Below are 16,835 nucleotides of genomic sequence, written 5' to 3'. Positions count from 1 at the left end.
ATAAAATGAACACTATAAAAAAAGAAATTGAGGTTGGGGGAAAAAAGTTAAGTTTAGAAACAGGCGTTTTTGCTCCTTTAGCAAATATGGCAGTAACCGTTAGATATGGGGATACCGTAGTTTTAGTTACCGCAGTTTCTAAAAAACAGACCGCTCCCGAAACAGTGGAATTCTTCCCGTTGAGAGTTGATTATCAAGAAAAACTATACGCGGGGGGATTAATTAAATCATCCCGATTTGTTAAAAGAGAAGGCAGACCTTCCGACGAAGCTACCATAGTGGCAAGGCTTATAGACCACGCCATACGCCCTCTTTTTCCAAAAGATTTTGCGGATGAGGTGCAAGTTATTGCCACCGCTTTGTCCATAGACCATGTGAGCGACGCCGAAGTTTCGGCAATGATTGGCGCTTCTGCGGCTTTGTACGCCTCGGACATACCTTGGAACGGTCCTATGGCAACCGCAAGAGTATCCATAGAAAAAGAGAACGGCGAAAATTTTATCCTAAACCCCACAAACGAACAGTTGGATAATTCTTCTTTAAATCTAATAATTTCAACTTTAGAAAACGATAAAGTTCTCGCTATGGAAGCGGGGGCAAATATTATTCCGGAAGAAAAAATTCTTAAAGCCATAGAATTTGCAAATAACGAGAATAAAAAAGTTATCGCGCTTATAAAAGATTTTGCAAAAGAGGTGGGAAATAAAAAATATGAATATGTATCCGTAAAACTTCCAAAAAAGTTAGTAGATGCGGTTAAAAAAGATTTTAACGAAAAGATAGAAAAGTTTGTTGAAACCCCTTCAGATAAAAAAGAGTCCGCGGAACTTATGGCAACCATTTTGAACGAGATGCACAAAAAGTATCAAGAAAAGTATTCCAGCGCTTATATAACCAAAGCCTTTGAGGAGTTGGAAAAAGCGGCGGTTAGAAAATTGGTTTTGGAAAAAGGCAAAAGATCCGACGGCAGAGATTTGGATGAAATAAGGCCAATAACCATAGAATTGGGTATCCTGCCAAGAACTCACGGAAGCGCGTTTTTCAGAAGAGGTTTAACCCAATCATTATCAATAACCACACTAGGTTCCGCTTCGCTGGAACAATTAATACAAAATATGTACGGAGAAGAAACCAAGAGGTATATGCACCATTATTATGGTCTGCCTTATTCGTTGGGCGAAATAAAACCTATATTCTCCCCCGGCAGAAGAGAAATTGGGCATGGGGCGTTAGCCGAAAAAGCGCTGATTCCCGTTATTCCTTCAAAAGAACTATTTCCTTACACTATACGAGTGGTATCGGAAATTTTATCACAAAACGGGTCGTCTTCAATGGCGGCAACCTGCGGTTCCACACTCTCGTTAATGGATGCGGGTGTGCCCATAAAAGCGCCGGTTGCGGGAGTGGCTATTGGTTTAATAACAGACGAAAAGCAAGAAAAGTTCGTTTTGTTAACGGATATGGCGGGGGTGGAAGATTTTAATGGCTTTATGGATTTTAAAATGGCAGGAACGAGAACAGGCGTAACCGCTATACAAATGGACATTAAACTAAGCGGAATACCCTTAAAACTGTTCGCCGAGCTTTTTGAAAGGTCGCAAACAGCGCGAGTTAAGATTTTGGACCTCATAGACCAAGCCATACAAAAGCCAAGAGATGAGGTATCAAAATACGCGCCTAGGATTGAACAGGTTAAAATAAACCCTGACCAAATTGGGCTAGTTATAGGTTCGGGAGGAAAGACCATAAGAGAGATTATGGCAAAAAGCAAAGCCACCGTGGATGTGGTGGAAAATGCCGACGGTAGCGCTTTTGTAAGCATAGCCGGAGTGGATATTGAGTCGGTTAAAAAAGCCAAGGAATTAGTTGAAGGCATAATCAGAGAAGTTAAAGTAGGCGATGTTTTTGATGGCGTTATTAAACGAGTTGCCGATTTCGGGGCGATTGTAGAAGTTTTGCCAAATAAAGAAGGACTTATGCATGTAAGCGAGATTTCGCACGAGTATGTGGACGACCCTAATAAATTATTTAAGGTGGGCGATACTGTAAAAGTTAAAGTAATCAATGTGGAACGAGACGGAAAAATGTCTCTTTCAAAAAAGGCGTTGGAGGAAACTTCCAAAAATTACGAAAGGAAAAGACCCGCGCCAAAACCCACCTCTGGTTTTGGAGGGAGGTCGTACTTCCAAGGTCCAAGAAGGGATCTTAACAAACGCCCTTCCTTTAGAAGATAATCGGCAAAAATGTTTAGAACCTGTCCTAAATGTCATAAAACCATAAGATCAGACTCCGCTCTTTTTTGCTATCATTGCGGTTCTGTTTTAGGCATTATGGACGGTAAAAACGACGAAAGCAAAATTCCCGCAAACGAAACGGGAAGCAATCCAAAACAACCGCTTGCTTGTAAAAGCAGATTTCCCAAAACAGCCCTTTTATTTTTCTTTCTCGCGTTAATTTTAGCGGGCGGATATTTTGGGTACACTAAATTTAAAAATCAAAAAAAGCCGTCCAACGATATCATCAGCCCTGTGGATTTATCAAAAGACCAAAAGTTTGAAATTGACCTAGCGAATCTGGACATAACCCTTTCCCCCGGCGCGTTTAACGCAAATATATTGTCCCAAATTTCTCCTGTGAGTGTGGATTTTTTTATAGCTCTAAACAACCCAAGCTCTTTTTACGAAAATTTTATAGAGAAAGATTCCAAAGTGGATATAAACAATTTAACCGGTCTTTCTGTGGAAGAGGTAGCGAGTTTTTTGGAACCCTCTTTTTTCATCATTGGCAGAGAAAAGTCGTGGGCATTTATTGCAAAAACTAAAAACAAGGAGTTTCTGCAAACCAAACTTGAGGAGATAAATACAAAAGACCTTGAATATGAAATATCTTTGGTAGGAGACTTTTTGATTATCACAAACGATGTTAATATATTAAATGAAATAGAAAATGTGGAGAAGGGAATTTCTTTAAGTTTGTCTAAAGACGCTTTTTTTGTAGAGGCTGTTAAAAACCTGCCAACGGACGGCGTGGCTTTAGTGTTTTATCGGGATATAAATAAACTAACGCCACTTTTTGAAAAGGTGGGCAATAAGGATAAAGTAGATTCTAAAGGAAAAAACGCTTTTGTGGCAATAAAGAGCGGAAAAGGAGTTATTTTGCAGTTTTAAAAAATTATGCCCAAAAATTCTCTGCTTGCGGAATTAAAAAGTCTAAACCAAAAAGTGGATGCCTGCGCCTTGCCAAAGGACCTTAAAGAAAGGGTATTGCAAATGCTTGATAGGTTAAACCGCATAAGCCAAACAAACACTTATTCTTCCGAGTTTGATGTTATAGAAAATTACATAAACTGGATAACCGAGATTCCTTGGGACAGAAAAACCAAGGACAATTTGGACTTGAAAAATGCCAAGGGGGTGTTGGATAAAAACCATTATGGATTGGAACAGGTAAAGGAGCGAGTTCTGGAGTATTTAGCGGTTGAGAATTTAAAAATCATCAATAAAGACAAAGTTGCGTCTTATGAAAAGGCGCCTGTTTTATGTTTAGTGGGCTTGCAAGGTCTTGGAAAAACCACACTCGCAAGTTCAATTGCCGAAGCTTTGGGCAGAAAATTTGTTAGGATATCTCTGGGAGCTTTAGGTTCTATACTAGAACTTAGAGGAAAAAGCAAATCTCTGCCCGCCGCCGAGCCGGGACAAATTATAAAAGCTTTAGTTAGAACAAAAGTAGGAAACCCATTAATACTTCTTGATGAAATGGACAAGGTAAGCGGAGAGCAGGGTTTGCGTAGCGATATGATGGCGGCTCTTTTAGAAATTTTAGACCCGGAACAAAACACCTCTTTTGTTGACCATTATGTGGATTATCCAATAGATTTATCCAATGTTTTGTTTATTTCAAGCGCGAACAATATTGGAACTTTTTCAGCGGCTTTAATGGATAGGTTGGAAATAATAAGAATGCCGTCTTATTCGGATAAAGAAAAAGAGATTATCGCAAGGGATTATCTTCTTTCTAAAATTATGAGAACAAGCGGTATTTTGCCAGAACAGCTCAAAATAAAAGAGGAGGTTTGGCCAAAACTAATAAGGCCTTTGGGATATGATTCGGGTATTAGAAGTTTGCAAAGGATTTTGGAAAGCGTTTGCCGAAAATCAGCGAAAATCATTATAGAACAAGGGGAAAGGGTTGTTGTGGTGGACGAAACAAACTTCAAATCCTTTTTACCCATACTTTAGAAAAAAGGGACTACCCCGAATCGGGGTAGTCCCTTTTTGGACATTGTAATTAAGGGTTAAACCCTCCGCCAGCTGGCGGAAGGGTTTATACCCTAATGGATTTGCTTTTTTCTTATATCCTTGTATAAAAGCGCAAACTGTGGTAATTTTATAAAATGCAAAACATATCAGACCTCACATTAACAATCAAAGTTTTCAAAGAGGCCAGCTCCAAGGAATATCCTTTTGTTGCGTATAATCCCGAATTTGATATATCTTCTTGTGGCAAAACTCAAGAAGAAGCGCAGAGAATGTTAAAGCAGGCTATCCATATTCTTTTAGAAGGGGCTACTGAAGATAAAACCTTATATAAGGTACTGGAAGAAGCGGGGTTCTCGTCAGATTCGCAAAAACCCGAAATTTATTTCTCCTTGTTTTCTTTACCTATTAAAACATCCAATAAATACGCTTATGCCTAAAATAACGCCCCAAAATTATAAAATTCTAGTTAAATTATTTGGAATGGATGGTTGGGAATATATTGGAACTTCAGGAGACCACATCCAACTTAAAAAAGCGGGCTTCATAAGGCGCATTGTTATACCCAAGAAAAAAGACATACCTGTCTTTATTATCTTAAATAATTTGAGAACGGCGAAAATTTCTCGGGACAGGTATTTTGAATTACTCAAAGAAGTATAAAGGGCTGATTTAAGGGTCGAACCCTCTCTTGGGGTCCCGCACCCCTATGAAATTTTCCATAAGTTAATTATACCACACTACAGGTCGTGTGTCAAACCCTTTTAAACATCTTTTCCAAATCCTCTTTTGTTATTTTTATCTTAAAAGGTCTTCCGTGCGGGCAGGTGTATATTCCTTTTAATTTAATATTCTCCTTTAAAAGCCCCAAAGCTTCGGTATGAGTTAATTTATCTCCCGCTTTAACAGCGGAACGACAAGCCATAATGGAAAGCGCCTTTTCCTCCATACTGCTTACCCCTTTAAACTTGTTTTTCTCCTTTAAATCTTCCGCAAACTCGCAAAGCATATTCGTTACCGCAGAAAAGTTAGCGCCCAAAAACGACGGGATAGCTTTAATTTCTATCGCGCGCGTCCCCCAAACTTCTATCTCAAAACCAAGTTTTATAAAAAGTTTGAGATTGCGATTAATAATCTGAAAATCATCCTCCGCAAACTCAAACGATTGCGAGGTTAACAAAACTTGCGAGGACGGTGTTTTTTCTAAAAGCGCTTTTTTAAACTTCTCGTACAGCACCCGCTCATGCAAAGCATGCTGGTCGTAAATTTCCAAGCTATCGTTAATATTTGCCACAATATACAAATTATTAAACACCAAAACTTCAAAAGTGTCTTGCGTTCCTAGTTGCGAATAAAATTCTAATGTATCTGAAACAGAAAGGGGGTTTGCGAAAGAAACATCCCTAACCTTTTCATGTATGTAGTAACCTTGTCTGCCCGAAACATTTTCAACATTGGACGACTTGTACGAAGACATTCCTTCCGGTCTAAACGACAAATCTTCTTTGGACAATGACTGTGAAATCGTGTTTTTAACCAAAGAATATATTAAGTTAGGGTTAATAAACCTAACCTCCTCTTTTCGGGGATGAATGTTGGCGTCCACAAAATCAAGCGGAGCAGTAATTTTAATAAAATATAAAGGAGAAGCACTATGCATTATTAAACTCCCAAAACCCTCTCTAACCGCGGAGCTTATTATTCTATCTTTTACAGGCCGGTTGTTAACAATAATAAACTGCTTAGATTTGGAATCGTAGGACATTTGCGGTTTGCCCACAAACCCCGAAATTTTAATATGAGGATGGTCGCAAAAAACAGGGATGAGATTTTCGTAAACATTTTTTCCAAAAAGCTGTTTAATCCGCAAAGAAAGGTCTGAAACCGCGCTTAAATTATAAACTTCTCTGCCATTATGGATAAGCTTAAAATCTTTGTTAATGTTTGCCAAACACAAATCCACAAAAACGCGTGTTATGTGCAAAAACTCGGTATATGGAGTTTTTAAAAACTTCTTTCGCGCCGGAACATTAAAAAATAGGTCTCTTACTTCAATACTTGTCCCATCTTGAAAAGCTTTAGTACCACTATCCAAAAAATCTCCCCCAGAAACTGCGTAAAAATATCCCGTTTGAGCTTTTTTAGTTTTGGATATTAAGCTTACTTTAGAAACTGAAGAAACGCTCGACAAAGCTTCTCCTCTAAACCCCATACTTTCTATATTTAATAAATCCTCCTCCGTCTCAATCTTGCTGGTGGCGTGATGTTCAAAAACAAGGGGCATATCTTCCTTCTCAATCCCAAATCCGTTATCCGAAACTTTTATTCTTTCAATCCCTCCTTTGTCCACTTCAACCACAATTCTTTCCGCTTTAGCGTCAATTGAATTTTCAACAAATTCTTTAACTACCGAAGCGGGTCTTTCCACCACCTCTCCCGCCGCAATTTTTCTATACACTTTTGAGTCCAGTCTTTTTATCTTCATTTTAATAGGGTTCAACCCTATTAGGGTTGAACCCTAATTGCACTCTTAATTGTAAATCTTAACTACAAATCTATGGTTAGTTGGTCATTACTCGCTAAACTTTCTTTAGGTTTCTCTATTTTCCGCTGTTCCAAAAGTTTAAGAACACTATACGCTCTTTTAACAACCGAGTCCGGAAGACCCGCGAGTTTAGCCACATGTATTCCATAACTTTTGGACGCTCCCCCCGCAATAACTTTATAAAGAAAAGTTATTTTTTCTTCCCCGTTATTTTTTTTCTCTTCCTCAACCGCTACTTGAAAATTAACCACATTCTCATATAGCTCGGACAATTTTAGAAGTTCGTGGTAATGCGTGGCAAACAAAGTTTTCGCCTTAACTTTTTTGGCAAGATACTCAACTATCGCCCAAGCAATGCTAACTCCATCATAAGTGCTGGTGCCGCGACCAACCTCGTCTAAAATAACCAAACTTCTATCCGTGGCGTTGTTTAAAACATTGGCGGTTTCTAGCATCTCAACCATAAAAGTGGAAAGACCTAAACTTAAAATATCCGAGGCGCCAATCCGCGTAAATATCCTATCCACCGGAGATATTACAGCTTCTCGCGCGGGAACAAAACAACCCATTTGCGCCATTAAAACAATAAGAGCCGTTTGCCTAATAAAAGTGCTTTTACCGCTCATATTGGGTCCTGTTATTATTAGAACTTGCTCCTTGTTACTTAACAAAACACTATTTGGAATAAATTCTCCTTCAGAAAGCAAAGTCTCTATAACCGGATGTCTACCCTCTTTTATGCTAATTAAATGCGGTTTATCCGCAGGCAAAATCGCTGGTCTTATATACTTTTTTTCCTGGGACAATTTGGCAAAACTTATTAAAACATCCAAAATCCCAATAGCAGTGGCGGAATTTTTAATTTCCTTATTATATTTTAATATCTCCGATATAATTTTTAGATATATCTCATACTCTTTTTGATTTATTAATTCTTTGGCGTTTAAAACTATTTCCTCGTGTTTTTTAAGTTCCTCGGTTATAAACCTTTCGGCGTTAACCAAAGTTTGTTTTCTTATATAGTAGCTTGGAACAAGATGCAAATTTGATTTGCTTACTTCAATATAATAGCCATAAACTTTGTTAAACCGAACCTTTAGAGAATTAATTCCTGTTTTTGATTTTTCGTCAAACTCCATTTTTGCCAAAAACTCGGTACTGCCCTTTATTGTATCTTTTAGATTGTCCAGCTCTTTGTTTACTCCAAAATTAATAAGACCCCCTTCTTTAGCCGAAAAAGGTGGCTCGCTAACCAAAAATTTTTCCGTCAACAAAACCACCTCTAAAATTTTTTCTTGTATGTTGCCGTCTATTTCTTTTAACAAAACGGAATTAAAATTTCTAATGATATTTTTTATCGCAAGCGCGCCTTTTATGGAATATTTTAAAGAAATTAAATCTTTGGGGTTTGCCGCGCCAAGAGATATTTTGGCAAAAATTCTTTCTATATCGTAAATATGAGTTAAAACACCCGCCATTTTTTCTTGGGTCGCCGAATCTTTGACTAACACGGTCACACTATCAAGCCTTTCATCAATATCCTTTTTCGCTTTGAGAGGGTTTAGTACAAACCTTCGTAAAGTGCGCGCGCCCATAGAAGTTTTGGTTTTATCAAGCGCAAAAATAAGCGAACCTTTAGTGTCCCCCTCTTTAAAAGTTTTAAATATTTCCAAATTGGTTATTGCGTTTGCATCAATTCTTGCGTATTTAGGATTTTTAATTTCCAGCGCTTTGGTAATGTGTTTTATCGCCATTTTTTGAGTTTCTTCCAAATACCCCATAAGGATAAGAGCGCTTTCTTGCGCGAGGGCGCTTTTAATGTTTTTTATAAAAGGACTGTTTCCGTTGCTGTATTCTCGGTTGAAGTGATAAATACTGTTTGAAAGATTTTTCATTAAGCTTAAAAATTCTGGGTCGTTATATAAAGAGGAAGGCAAAATTATTTCCGAAGGTTCTATCACTCCCAAAATTTCGGATATATTAAAATCAATTTCTCCGCTGTAAAAATCGCCAGTGGAGATATCGCAGTAAGAGAGGGCAAATGTTTCTTTTTTTCCTTTATCGGTTTTGGATATCGCCGCTATAAAATTATTTTCGTTTTTGTTTAAGGCATTTTCATCAGTAGTGGTGCCGGGAGTAATTATTCTTACCACTTCTCTTTCCACAATTCCGGGCAAATCGGGAGAGGACACTTGTTCACATATAGCAACTTTTAATCCTGCGCGAGTTAATTTGGCAATATAACTTTCGGCAGAATGATAAGGCACTCCGCACATAGGAATTTTGCCGTTTTTGCCTCTAGTTCTACTTGTTAAAACAATACCCAAAACTTTGGAAGCGGTTTTGGCGTCATCCATAAACATTTCGTAAAAATCGCCCAACCTAAAAAAGAGAATAGCGTCTTTGTACCCCTTTTTTATGGAAAGGTATTGTTTCATCATTGGCGTTTCCATTTCGGTTTTCATATCTTTATTGTATAGCAGAAAACCGCCCTCTTTGCCAGCGATTAATTAGGGATATGTTTGCAGGTAGTACAGAAATAATTTTGGTGTATAATAATTAAAATGACTGATGAAGAACTTTTGTCCAAACTAGAAAAAGCCGTTGAAGCTTGCAAAAAATGCCGCTTGTATAAAAACGCCACCAAAGCCGTTCCCGGACACGGAAATCCCAACGCCGAAATTGCGTTTGTGGGGGAAGCCCCCGGTTACAACGAAGACCAGCAAGGTCTGCCTTTTGTGGGAAGAGCCGGTAAATTGCTAGATTCCATGCTTAACTCCATAAAAGTTAACAGAGAATCCGTGTGGATAGGAAATATTATAAAACATCGACCCCCCGAAAACCGAGACCCTATGAAAGACGAGGTTAGGCAATGCTCCTCCTTTCTTGAAGAACAATTAAAAGTTATAAAACCAAAGATTATAGTAACTTTAGGGAGAATCTCCTTGGAATATTTTGTAAAATCAGCTAAAATAAGCGAGTATCATGGAAAACCGATTTCTTACAAGGGGCGCGTTTTCTTTCCGTTGTATCATCCTGCGGCGGCTTTAAGAAATTCAAATATCGCCCGCATCTTAAGCGAGGATTTTAAAAAACTGCCAAAAGTTTTGAAAGGAGAGTTATCCGCAGTATCTCTTGATAAAAAAGGACAAGAAGAGAAGGACGAGGAGCAAATGAGTTTTATATAATAATGCCTTTAAAAATAATCCCTCTTGGGGGAACAACTAATGTAACAAAAAATATTTATGTGTACGAGTATAACGAGGACATAATTATTGTGGACTGTGGAATAGGATTCCCCGACTCATCTGATTATGGGGTAGATTTGGTTATACCCGATTTTTCATATATCCTTAAAAACAAACATAAGGTAAAGGCTCTTCTTGTAACGCATGGCCACGAAGACCATTTTGGGGCAGTTCCCTTTTTACTTAACGAGTTTAACATTCCTGTTTACGCCACAAAGCTTGTTATCGGCTTTATTCAAAACAAACTTAACGACTATGGCATAAAAGACGCAAAACTAATAACTATAGATAAAAAAACTCCTCTAAATATAGGACCCTTCAAAATCACGCCTATAGCCGTAAATCACTCTGTTCCCGATAGCGTTGCTTTTGCCATTGAAACAACGGACGGGGTTGTTTTGCATGTGTCGGACTTTAAATTTGACTGGACACCGGTAATGGACCCTCCTTTTGATGTATCGGGACTTACCCAAATTGCGGATAAAGGCGTGGATGTATTAATGTCCGACTCGTTAGGTTCCACTTCAAAAGGGTACACCGAATCAGAACGATACATAGAACATACCTTTGATGACCTTATCTCAAAAGCAAGAGGGCAAGTTCTCATAACCACTATGTCCTCCAACATTTCAAGAATCCAACAAGCTATAAACTCAAGCCTTAAATTTGACAGAAAAATTGTTATAAGCGGAAGGTCTATTGAACAAAACCTAGAAATAGCGGTGCGGCTTGGGTACTTAAATTTCCCAAAAGAAGCTTTTGTTAAAGAACACGAGTCTCAAAGGTTTGCGCCTAATAAATTAACTCACATAGTGGCAGGTTCTTATGGTCAGACGAATTCCGCTTTGTATCGCATAGCAATGGACAAACATAAATATATCCAAATAAAAAAGGACGCTACTGTTATTTTCTCCGCCGACCCCAACCCTCCCGGAGTTTTGGAGCTAGTTAATTTTGTAATAGACAAACTCACTCTTCTTGGAGCCGAGGTTTTATATTCAGAAATACAAGACAACCTTCATGTATCTGGGCATGGTTCTAGAGGAGATATTTCTATGCTAGCCGCTTTGGCGCATCCCAATTTCTTTGTTCCTATTGGGGGGTCGGTTAAATTTATGCGAGCGTATGTAAATCTAATGGTGGATATGGGCTTTAAAAAAGAAAACATATTTGAACTCTTGGATGGGGAAAGTATAGTTTTGGACAATAAAAAAGTGTATCGCGGAGAAAAAGTCCATGTGGGCAATGTTTATGTGGACGGAAGCGGAATAGGCGATGTGGGTTCCATAGTTTTGAGAGACAGGAAAGAACTTGCCGATAGCGGCATGTTGGTTATAGCAATCCCTTACAAAAGGGACAAGAATTCGTTTGGAGACAGAATAGCCATAGCTTCAAGAGGATTTGTATATGTTAAAGAAGCAAAACAATTAATAAGTGAAATAGAAAACAAAGTTAAAGCAAAACTAAGGGCTAATAACAATCCAAAAGACATTACGAAAATAAAAGCGGATATTGAGAGGGATATTGCCAAATTTATATACAAAGAAACCGAACGGAACCCCATTGTTCTTGCTATTACCGTAGAAGTGTAAGATTGGCATCCTCGTTATCCAAAAGGTAAATAGCGGTAAAGTGAGAACCCCTCCAACCTACTTCAGCGGATTGCGCATGTAAATCGTAAAACCCCACATCTATTTTTGCCCCCTTTATAGCGCCCCCCACATCTAAAGCTTGGCAAATACCATAACCCGGGACATATATAGTGGTGTAAAGTTTGATAGTTTGAGGGTCCACCGCGCAAACCCCATAATCAAGTTTTGCTCCTAACGCCGTGTATTCATTGCACCCGTAACAACTTTTATCATAACTAGTTGCCCATACATTAGAGATTTTCCGCCAGTACGAAATTTCGTTATCCTCCACATTCTTTTCTCCCAGAGAATTTATTTTTCTCCATACAATTTTGGTTCCAATAGTTATAACCTCGTTTTTAGGTAACTCCCGTTTGGTGTCTAACAATTCCCTCTTAGTTTCCTCGCCATACCAATAGGTAACTTTGTATGTCTTAACAAGATTTCCTTCCGCGCCCTTTTCTGTTACAGTTTCTTCGCCAATCTCAATACTTTCATCTTTTACATAAATTGTTTCGTAGGGAATGGGTTCTTCCACCACTTCCTCTTTTTCCTCAAAGGAAGTTATCGTAGATATTACAGAGTGAGAATATTGCCTAATAGGCAAATTATTATAATTGGAAGCGGTCGCTCCTAAAACATGCGATTGCCCCGCCCACGCAACAGTTACTTTATACACAAAAAGTAAAGACAAAATAAAAATTGTAAGTCGCGCTATTTCCCTCATAGTATCTAAGGAGACTCCTTGTACAAGGAGTCTCCTTCCGTAAGGTCTCTCCTTAAAAAAGGAGAGACCTTAGTTAAATAATCGTTCATCATCTAAATCGTCTAGATATTTTTCTAACCCATGGGGGGTGTGAATAGTTTGCATCCCGCTTCTGGTATTGTAAAGCAGTAATTCCTGCGGGATTTCTGATACAAATCTGGATACCACGCTACTGCCCGATGAACCGAGGTATAACCTCCGTCTAGTATAAGTTAAATGCAATTTCTCTTTTGCTCTTGTTACTCCCACATAACAAAGTCTCCGTTCCTCCTCCAACTCTTCTTTGCTAAAAAGGCTTCGGGAATGAGGAAAAAGCCCTTCCTCCATACCCACAATAAACACCTCCCTAAACTCCAAACCTTTGGCGCTATGGAGGGTCATTAAAGTTACGGCATCCGCGTCTTTAGAAATAGCATCTAAAGATTCCACCAAAGAAACATTTTCCAAAAAATCTCCCAAAGTTAAAAACTGCCCAGCTACCGACTTTAATTCTTCCAAGTTTTCCAACCGCGCGAGGTTTTCTTCGGAACCGTCTTTAAGATATTCTATGTAACCCGTTTTTTGCAAAACCGTATCTAAAAGTTCAACCACCGAAAGGGTATCTTTTGCTGTCATAAGTTCAAAAATGGGTAGCTTGGATTTATTTTGGATGAAATCCAAATCCCAATTAACCTTTTTAAACCCTTCTAACGCCTTTTTTCCAATACCTCTTGGGGGAACATTTATTATCCTCTCCCACGAAACTGTGTCTTTTGGATTATGCAAGACTCTTAAAAAGGAAAGGGCGTCTTTAATTTCTTTCCTATCATAAAAGCGAACTCCCCCAACAAGTCGGTAAGGAATACCTAGCTTTATAAATTGTTCCTCCACTACTCTTGATTGAGCGTTAGTTCTGTACAAAACAGCAAAATCTTTAAAAGAAAAAAGATTTTTTGTGGTCTTTTCTAAAATATTAAGACCAACATACAAAATTTCTTCTTTTTCATCGTTTGCTTCGTATAAAGAAATTAAATCCCCGGTAGAATTTCTAGTCCAAAGTTCTAAAGGGATATGGGTGTTATTGTTTTTAATTAAATTTGTAGCCGCCTCCAAAATTACTTTAGTGCTTCTATAGTTTTGGGCAAGATTAAAAATTCTAGCGTGTGGATAATCTTTTTTAAAATTTAAAATGTTTCTAAAATCCGCTCCCCTAAAAGAGTAAATGGATTGGCTCATATCCCCCACCACATAAAGCTGGTTATGCTTTTTTGCCAATAACTTTGAAAAAACATACTGGGAATGATTAGTATCTTGATACTCGTCAATTAAAATATATTTAAAAATCTCGGAGTATTTGTTTAATATATCGGGGTATTTTCTAAAAAGTTCTACTGTTTTTGCTATTAAATCGTCAAAATCCACGGCGTTGTTTTCTTCAAGTTTTTTTTGATATTGGGGGTAAATTTTGGCAACTTGTTCTTGAAAAAAACCGTAAGCGAGTTTTTCGTAATCCAAAAAAGAAACCAGCTCGCTTTTTGCGCTTGAAATAGCCCCCGCCACCGCGTCGGGGCTTATTTTTTTAGGAGGGCTAAGCTTTTTTATTAAACCCCAAACTAAAGATTTTTGGTCAGAAGAATCATATATAACATAATTGGGGGAAAGACCCACAAATTGACCGTCTCTTCGCAAAATGCGCGAGCAAACGCTATGAAAAGTACCCAGCCACGGGATTTTAATGCCTCCATTTACAAGGTTAAAAGTTCTTTCTTTAATTTCGTTTGCCGCTTTATTGGTAAAAGTAATGCCCAAGATATTGTAAGACGGAATATTAAGAGTATTTATAAGATACGCTATTTTATGAGTTAAAACTCTAGTTTTGCCGCTTCCCGGTCCCGCCACAATGAGGGCGGGGCCGTTAAAATACATCACTGCCTTCTTTTGTTCCTCGTTAAGAGAGTTTAGGATATTATCCATAGAGTGAGTATATCACCTATTTAGAGGTGATATAATTAAACACACGGGGACTGGTCTAATGGCATGGCGCTGCGTTCGGGACGCAGAAATTCGCGGTTCAACTCCGCGGTCCCCGACATTAGAATTTCTCCCTGAGGAACGAAGGGTTAGAAATTCTTATGTCCTGAGAGAATGGCGAGCGAAGGCGAGCCAGAATCGAAGGGCAAGAAGTTTTAACGAGCGTAGGAGGACCGTTCAGAATTAGGGGAAAATTAAAAAATGGTATACTATCAGTAATGCTTTTATCACAACAAGCACAAACAACATTATTCGGGGAAACGATTAAATCGCACAAATTGCCGAAGACACAATATCTTGGCAGTAAAGAGCGTTTAGTAAGATGGATTTTTGAAAATGCCCCAAAAGAAATAGAGAGTTTTTTGGATGCATTCAGCGGCACTTCGGTTGTTGGTTACTATTTTAAGAACAAAGGTAAAAAAGTTATTGTAAATGATTTCTTAAAATTCAATTTTCATATTGGCAAGGCACTCATTGAAAATAAGGACATTACTCTTAACGACAACGATATTGACTTGCTCTTTTCACAAAATAAAAAGTCAGACTCTCTTATCGAAGATACTTTTACTGATGTTTTCTTTGAACGAGATCAAGCTCGTTTTCTTGATAATTTCAGATCAAATATCAATTTGCTTGATAACGAGTATAAAAAATCACTTGCTCTCGCGACAATGAGCAGGTCTTTAACCAGAAAAATTTTACTCGGACACTTTGCTCATTTAAGTGCTTTGCGTTACAGCAAAGACCCGCTACGAGTGAAAAGGAATCCTACTATAGCCCGCCCTCTTAAAGATTTATTTCTCGAATTGGTTCCGGAATATAATAATGCAGTTTTTGATAACGAAAAAGACAACGAAGTTTACTGCGAAGATACAATCCAACTAATCCCAAAACTGAAAAATATCGATTTGGTTTATTTTGACCCGCCTTATTACGGTTGCCACCCAGATTATCAGGCCTTTTATCATTTTCTAGAAACCTTTGTGGAATATTGGAAAGACAAGGAATTTATCAATGGAACAAAACAGTATTTTCCTAAAAAAGAAAGCGGTTTTGTACGCAAAGAAGAAACTATCGATTCTTTCAAAAAACTTTTTTCCGTAAGCGCACATATTCCTTTTTGGCTTATTTCTTACAACAGCGAAAGCTATCCCGGAAAAGAGACTATTGTTGATTTGATTAGTCAGCACAAAAAGGTAAAAGTTTTTGAGCACGAATATCAAAATCATTATGGTGGTAAGGGCTCAAAAAAAGGAACAAAAGAATATTTATTTTATTGCTATGAATAAATTTAAACATTTCAAACAACTTTATCAGGATAATAAATTTGATGTTCTTCTAAAAGAAGAGGGCAGTATTTATTGGCTCAAACTTCGCTCAATTTCAAGGAAAGATCTTTTGGTTGAATTTCGCATGCTCGCGAAAATTGACTGTTCAAATGTTAGAGGCACAGCACTTTTTGAGCATGTTTACGAAGCAAAACCATCAGAGGAGCTACTCGATAAATTTATAGCTCAAAAGCACCTCGCCGAAAGATCGGGGAGAAAGGCGAATGAAACCGCTCTTGTTTCCGAGCTTTACAAAATGAAAGTTTTTGATTGGGGCGGCTTGTATCAAAACAACCTCGAAAGAACTATAGTTGACAACTATATCAAGAAAATTCGTAGCTTTGATATGCTCAATGAAAAGATCGAGAATGAAATACACGACAGCATGCGCGGTTATGTCCAATCGTCTTGGTACAACCACTGGACTTCAATTTTGATTGAAGACATTTTCAAGGATCATAAAAAAGTTACTCCAACAGTAGGGCTGATCAAAAAAGTTGATTTTTTCATTGGCGATATTCCATTTGATTTGAAGGTTACCTATTTCCCCGACGGGTTTATGACGGCAAGTAGGAAAGCGGACGGCTTACCCACCGAATTACAGGTTTTGAAACGCTTTGTAAAAACGCTCGGCATTAAATATAACCGAGAACAGAAAAACAAAGCCCTGTTTGCGGAATTACTGGCACGAGTTGAAGAGAGTCAAAAACCAGAAGTGAAAAACTTCATTGCGGAATTTAGGAAAACGAGGTGGTCAATGATTCAAAGAGTTATCAAAGAACCGCAGAAACTCATAAAGTGGCTTTATGAGAAGCAGGGAGAACGACGTTTTGACGCGGCAAATCGCTTGTTCTTGGTGCTTATTGATAAGAATAATCTTGAGGAAAGCTGGAAAATGAAAAGAAATCTGGATATATTAAAAAATACTATCAGCGGATATCTTGATAGATTCAACGGCAAGGAAGCCGAGAAGTTAAAAATAGAATTTGACTGGATAGACGGAAAAAGATACACCGCTCTTTCCGATGTAATTTTTGTCGTTAAAGATTAA

At 38.1% G+C, this 16,835-nt stretch carries 13 protein-coding genes and 1 tRNA gene; 10 read left to right on the top strand and 4 right to left on the bottom strand.

Annotated elements, in window-relative coordinates:
- The first annotated feature begins 5 nt into the window (after positions 1 to 5).
- From pnp to KJ678_02660, 5 genes are all read left to right on the top strand, one after another.
- Positions 6 to 2,234, top strand: a complete 2,229-nt coding sequence (gene pnp / locus KJ678_02680; GenBank protein ID MBU1017046.1) for a polyribonucleotide nucleotidyltransferase — start codon at positions 6 to 8, stop codon at positions 2,232 to 2,234.
- 9 nt (positions 2,235 to 2,243) lie between these two features.
- On the top strand, positions 2,244 to 3,167 hold the full coding sequence (locus KJ678_02675; protein MBU1017045.1) for a DUF3352 domain-containing protein: 924 nt from the start codon (positions 2,244 to 2,246) through the stop codon (positions 3,165 to 3,167).
- Positions 3,168 to 3,173: 6 nt separating this feature from the next.
- The gene (locus KJ678_02670; GenBank protein ID MBU1017044.1) at positions 3,174 to 4,238 is read left to right on the top strand and encodes an AAA family ATPase; all 1,065 of its coding nucleotides are present in this window, start codon (positions 3,174 to 3,176) and stop codon (positions 4,236 to 4,238) included.
- A gap of 155 nt (positions 4,239 to 4,393) precedes the next feature.
- On the top strand, positions 4,394 to 4,696 hold the full coding sequence (locus KJ678_02665) for a hypothetical protein (protein MBU1017043.1): 303 nt from the start codon (positions 4,394 to 4,396) through the stop codon (positions 4,694 to 4,696).
- A complete protein-coding gene (locus tag KJ678_02660; protein MBU1017042.1) occupies positions 4,689 to 4,919 on the top strand; it encodes a type II toxin-antitoxin system HicA family toxin in 231 nt (76 codons plus the stop codon). Before KJ678_02665 ends, KJ678_02660 begins: the two co-directional genes overlap by 8 nt.
- A 91-nt stretch (positions 4,920 to 5,010) precedes the next feature.
- Here KJ678_02660 and mutL read toward each other — a convergent pair whose 3' ends face one another.
- Positions 5,011 to 6,741 (bottom strand): DNA mismatch repair endonuclease MutL, encoded by a 1,731-nt coding sequence (gene mutL / locus KJ678_02655; protein MBU1017041.1) that lies wholly within the window; start codon positions 6,739 to 6,741, stop codon positions 5,011 to 5,013.
- A gap of 62 nt (positions 6,742 to 6,803) precedes the next feature.
- Positions 6,804 to 9,266, bottom strand: a complete 2,463-nt coding sequence (gene mutS, locus KJ678_02650) for a DNA mismatch repair protein MutS (GenBank protein MBU1017040.1) — start codon at positions 9,264 to 9,266, stop codon at positions 6,804 to 6,806.
- Between the two features lie 99 nt (positions 9,267 to 9,365).
- Between mutS and KJ678_02645 the strand changes: the two genes are divergently transcribed.
- Together KJ678_02645 and KJ678_02640 are read left to right on the top strand one after the other, a co-directional pair.
- On the top strand, positions 9,366 to 9,989 hold the full coding sequence (locus KJ678_02645) for a uracil-DNA glycosylase (protein ID MBU1017039.1): 624 nt from the start codon (positions 9,366 to 9,368) through the stop codon (positions 9,987 to 9,989).
- A gap of 2 nt (positions 9,990 to 9,991) precedes the next feature.
- Positions 9,992 to 11,641: a ribonuclease J gene (locus KJ678_02640; protein ID MBU1017038.1), complete on the top strand. Its 1,650-nt coding sequence runs from the start codon at positions 9,992 to 9,994 to the stop codon at positions 11,639 to 11,641.
- On the opposite strand, the gene KJ678_02635 is transcribed toward KJ678_02640, so the two are convergent.
- Entirely contained in the window at positions 11,625 to 12,068 is a 444-nt protein-coding gene (locus KJ678_02635; GenBank protein MBU1017037.1) for a 3D domain-containing protein, read from the bottom strand. The genes KJ678_02640 and KJ678_02635 overlap by 17 nt on opposite strands.
- A gap of 408 nt (positions 12,069 to 12,476) precedes the next feature.
- The gene (locus KJ678_02630) at positions 12,477 to 14,399 is read right to left on the bottom strand and encodes a UvrD-helicase domain-containing protein (protein ID MBU1017036.1); all 1,923 of its coding nucleotides are present in this window, start codon (positions 14,397 to 14,399) and stop codon (positions 12,477 to 12,479) included.
- 44 nt (positions 14,400 to 14,443) lie between these two features.
- Here KJ678_02630 and KJ678_02625 point away from each other — a divergent pair.
- The 3 genes from KJ678_02625 (at position 14,444) to KJ678_02615 (ending at position 16,835) form a co-directional block, all read left to right on the top strand.
- Positions 14,444 to 14,515, top strand: a tRNA-Pro gene (locus KJ678_02625).
- A gap of 159 nt (positions 14,516 to 14,674) precedes the next feature.
- On the top strand, positions 14,675 to 15,745 hold the full coding sequence (locus tag KJ678_02620; GenBank protein MBU1017035.1) for a DNA adenine methylase: 1,071 nt from the start codon (positions 14,675 to 14,677) through the stop codon (positions 15,743 to 15,745).
- Positions 15,738 to 16,835, top strand: a complete 1,098-nt coding sequence (locus KJ678_02615; GenBank protein ID MBU1017034.1) for a hypothetical protein — start codon at positions 15,738 to 15,740, stop codon at positions 16,833 to 16,835. Before KJ678_02620 ends, KJ678_02615 begins: the two co-directional genes overlap by 8 nt.

The sequence above is a fragment of the Patescibacteria group bacterium genome (genome assembly GCA_018817085.1).
Classification (GTDB): domain Bacteria; phylum Patescibacteriota; class WWE3; order CG2-30-40-12; family CG2-30-40-12; genus CG2-30-40-12.
The sequence above is the reverse complement of the archived record's forward strand: the minus strand, read 5'-3'. Positions and strand labels throughout refer to the sequence as shown.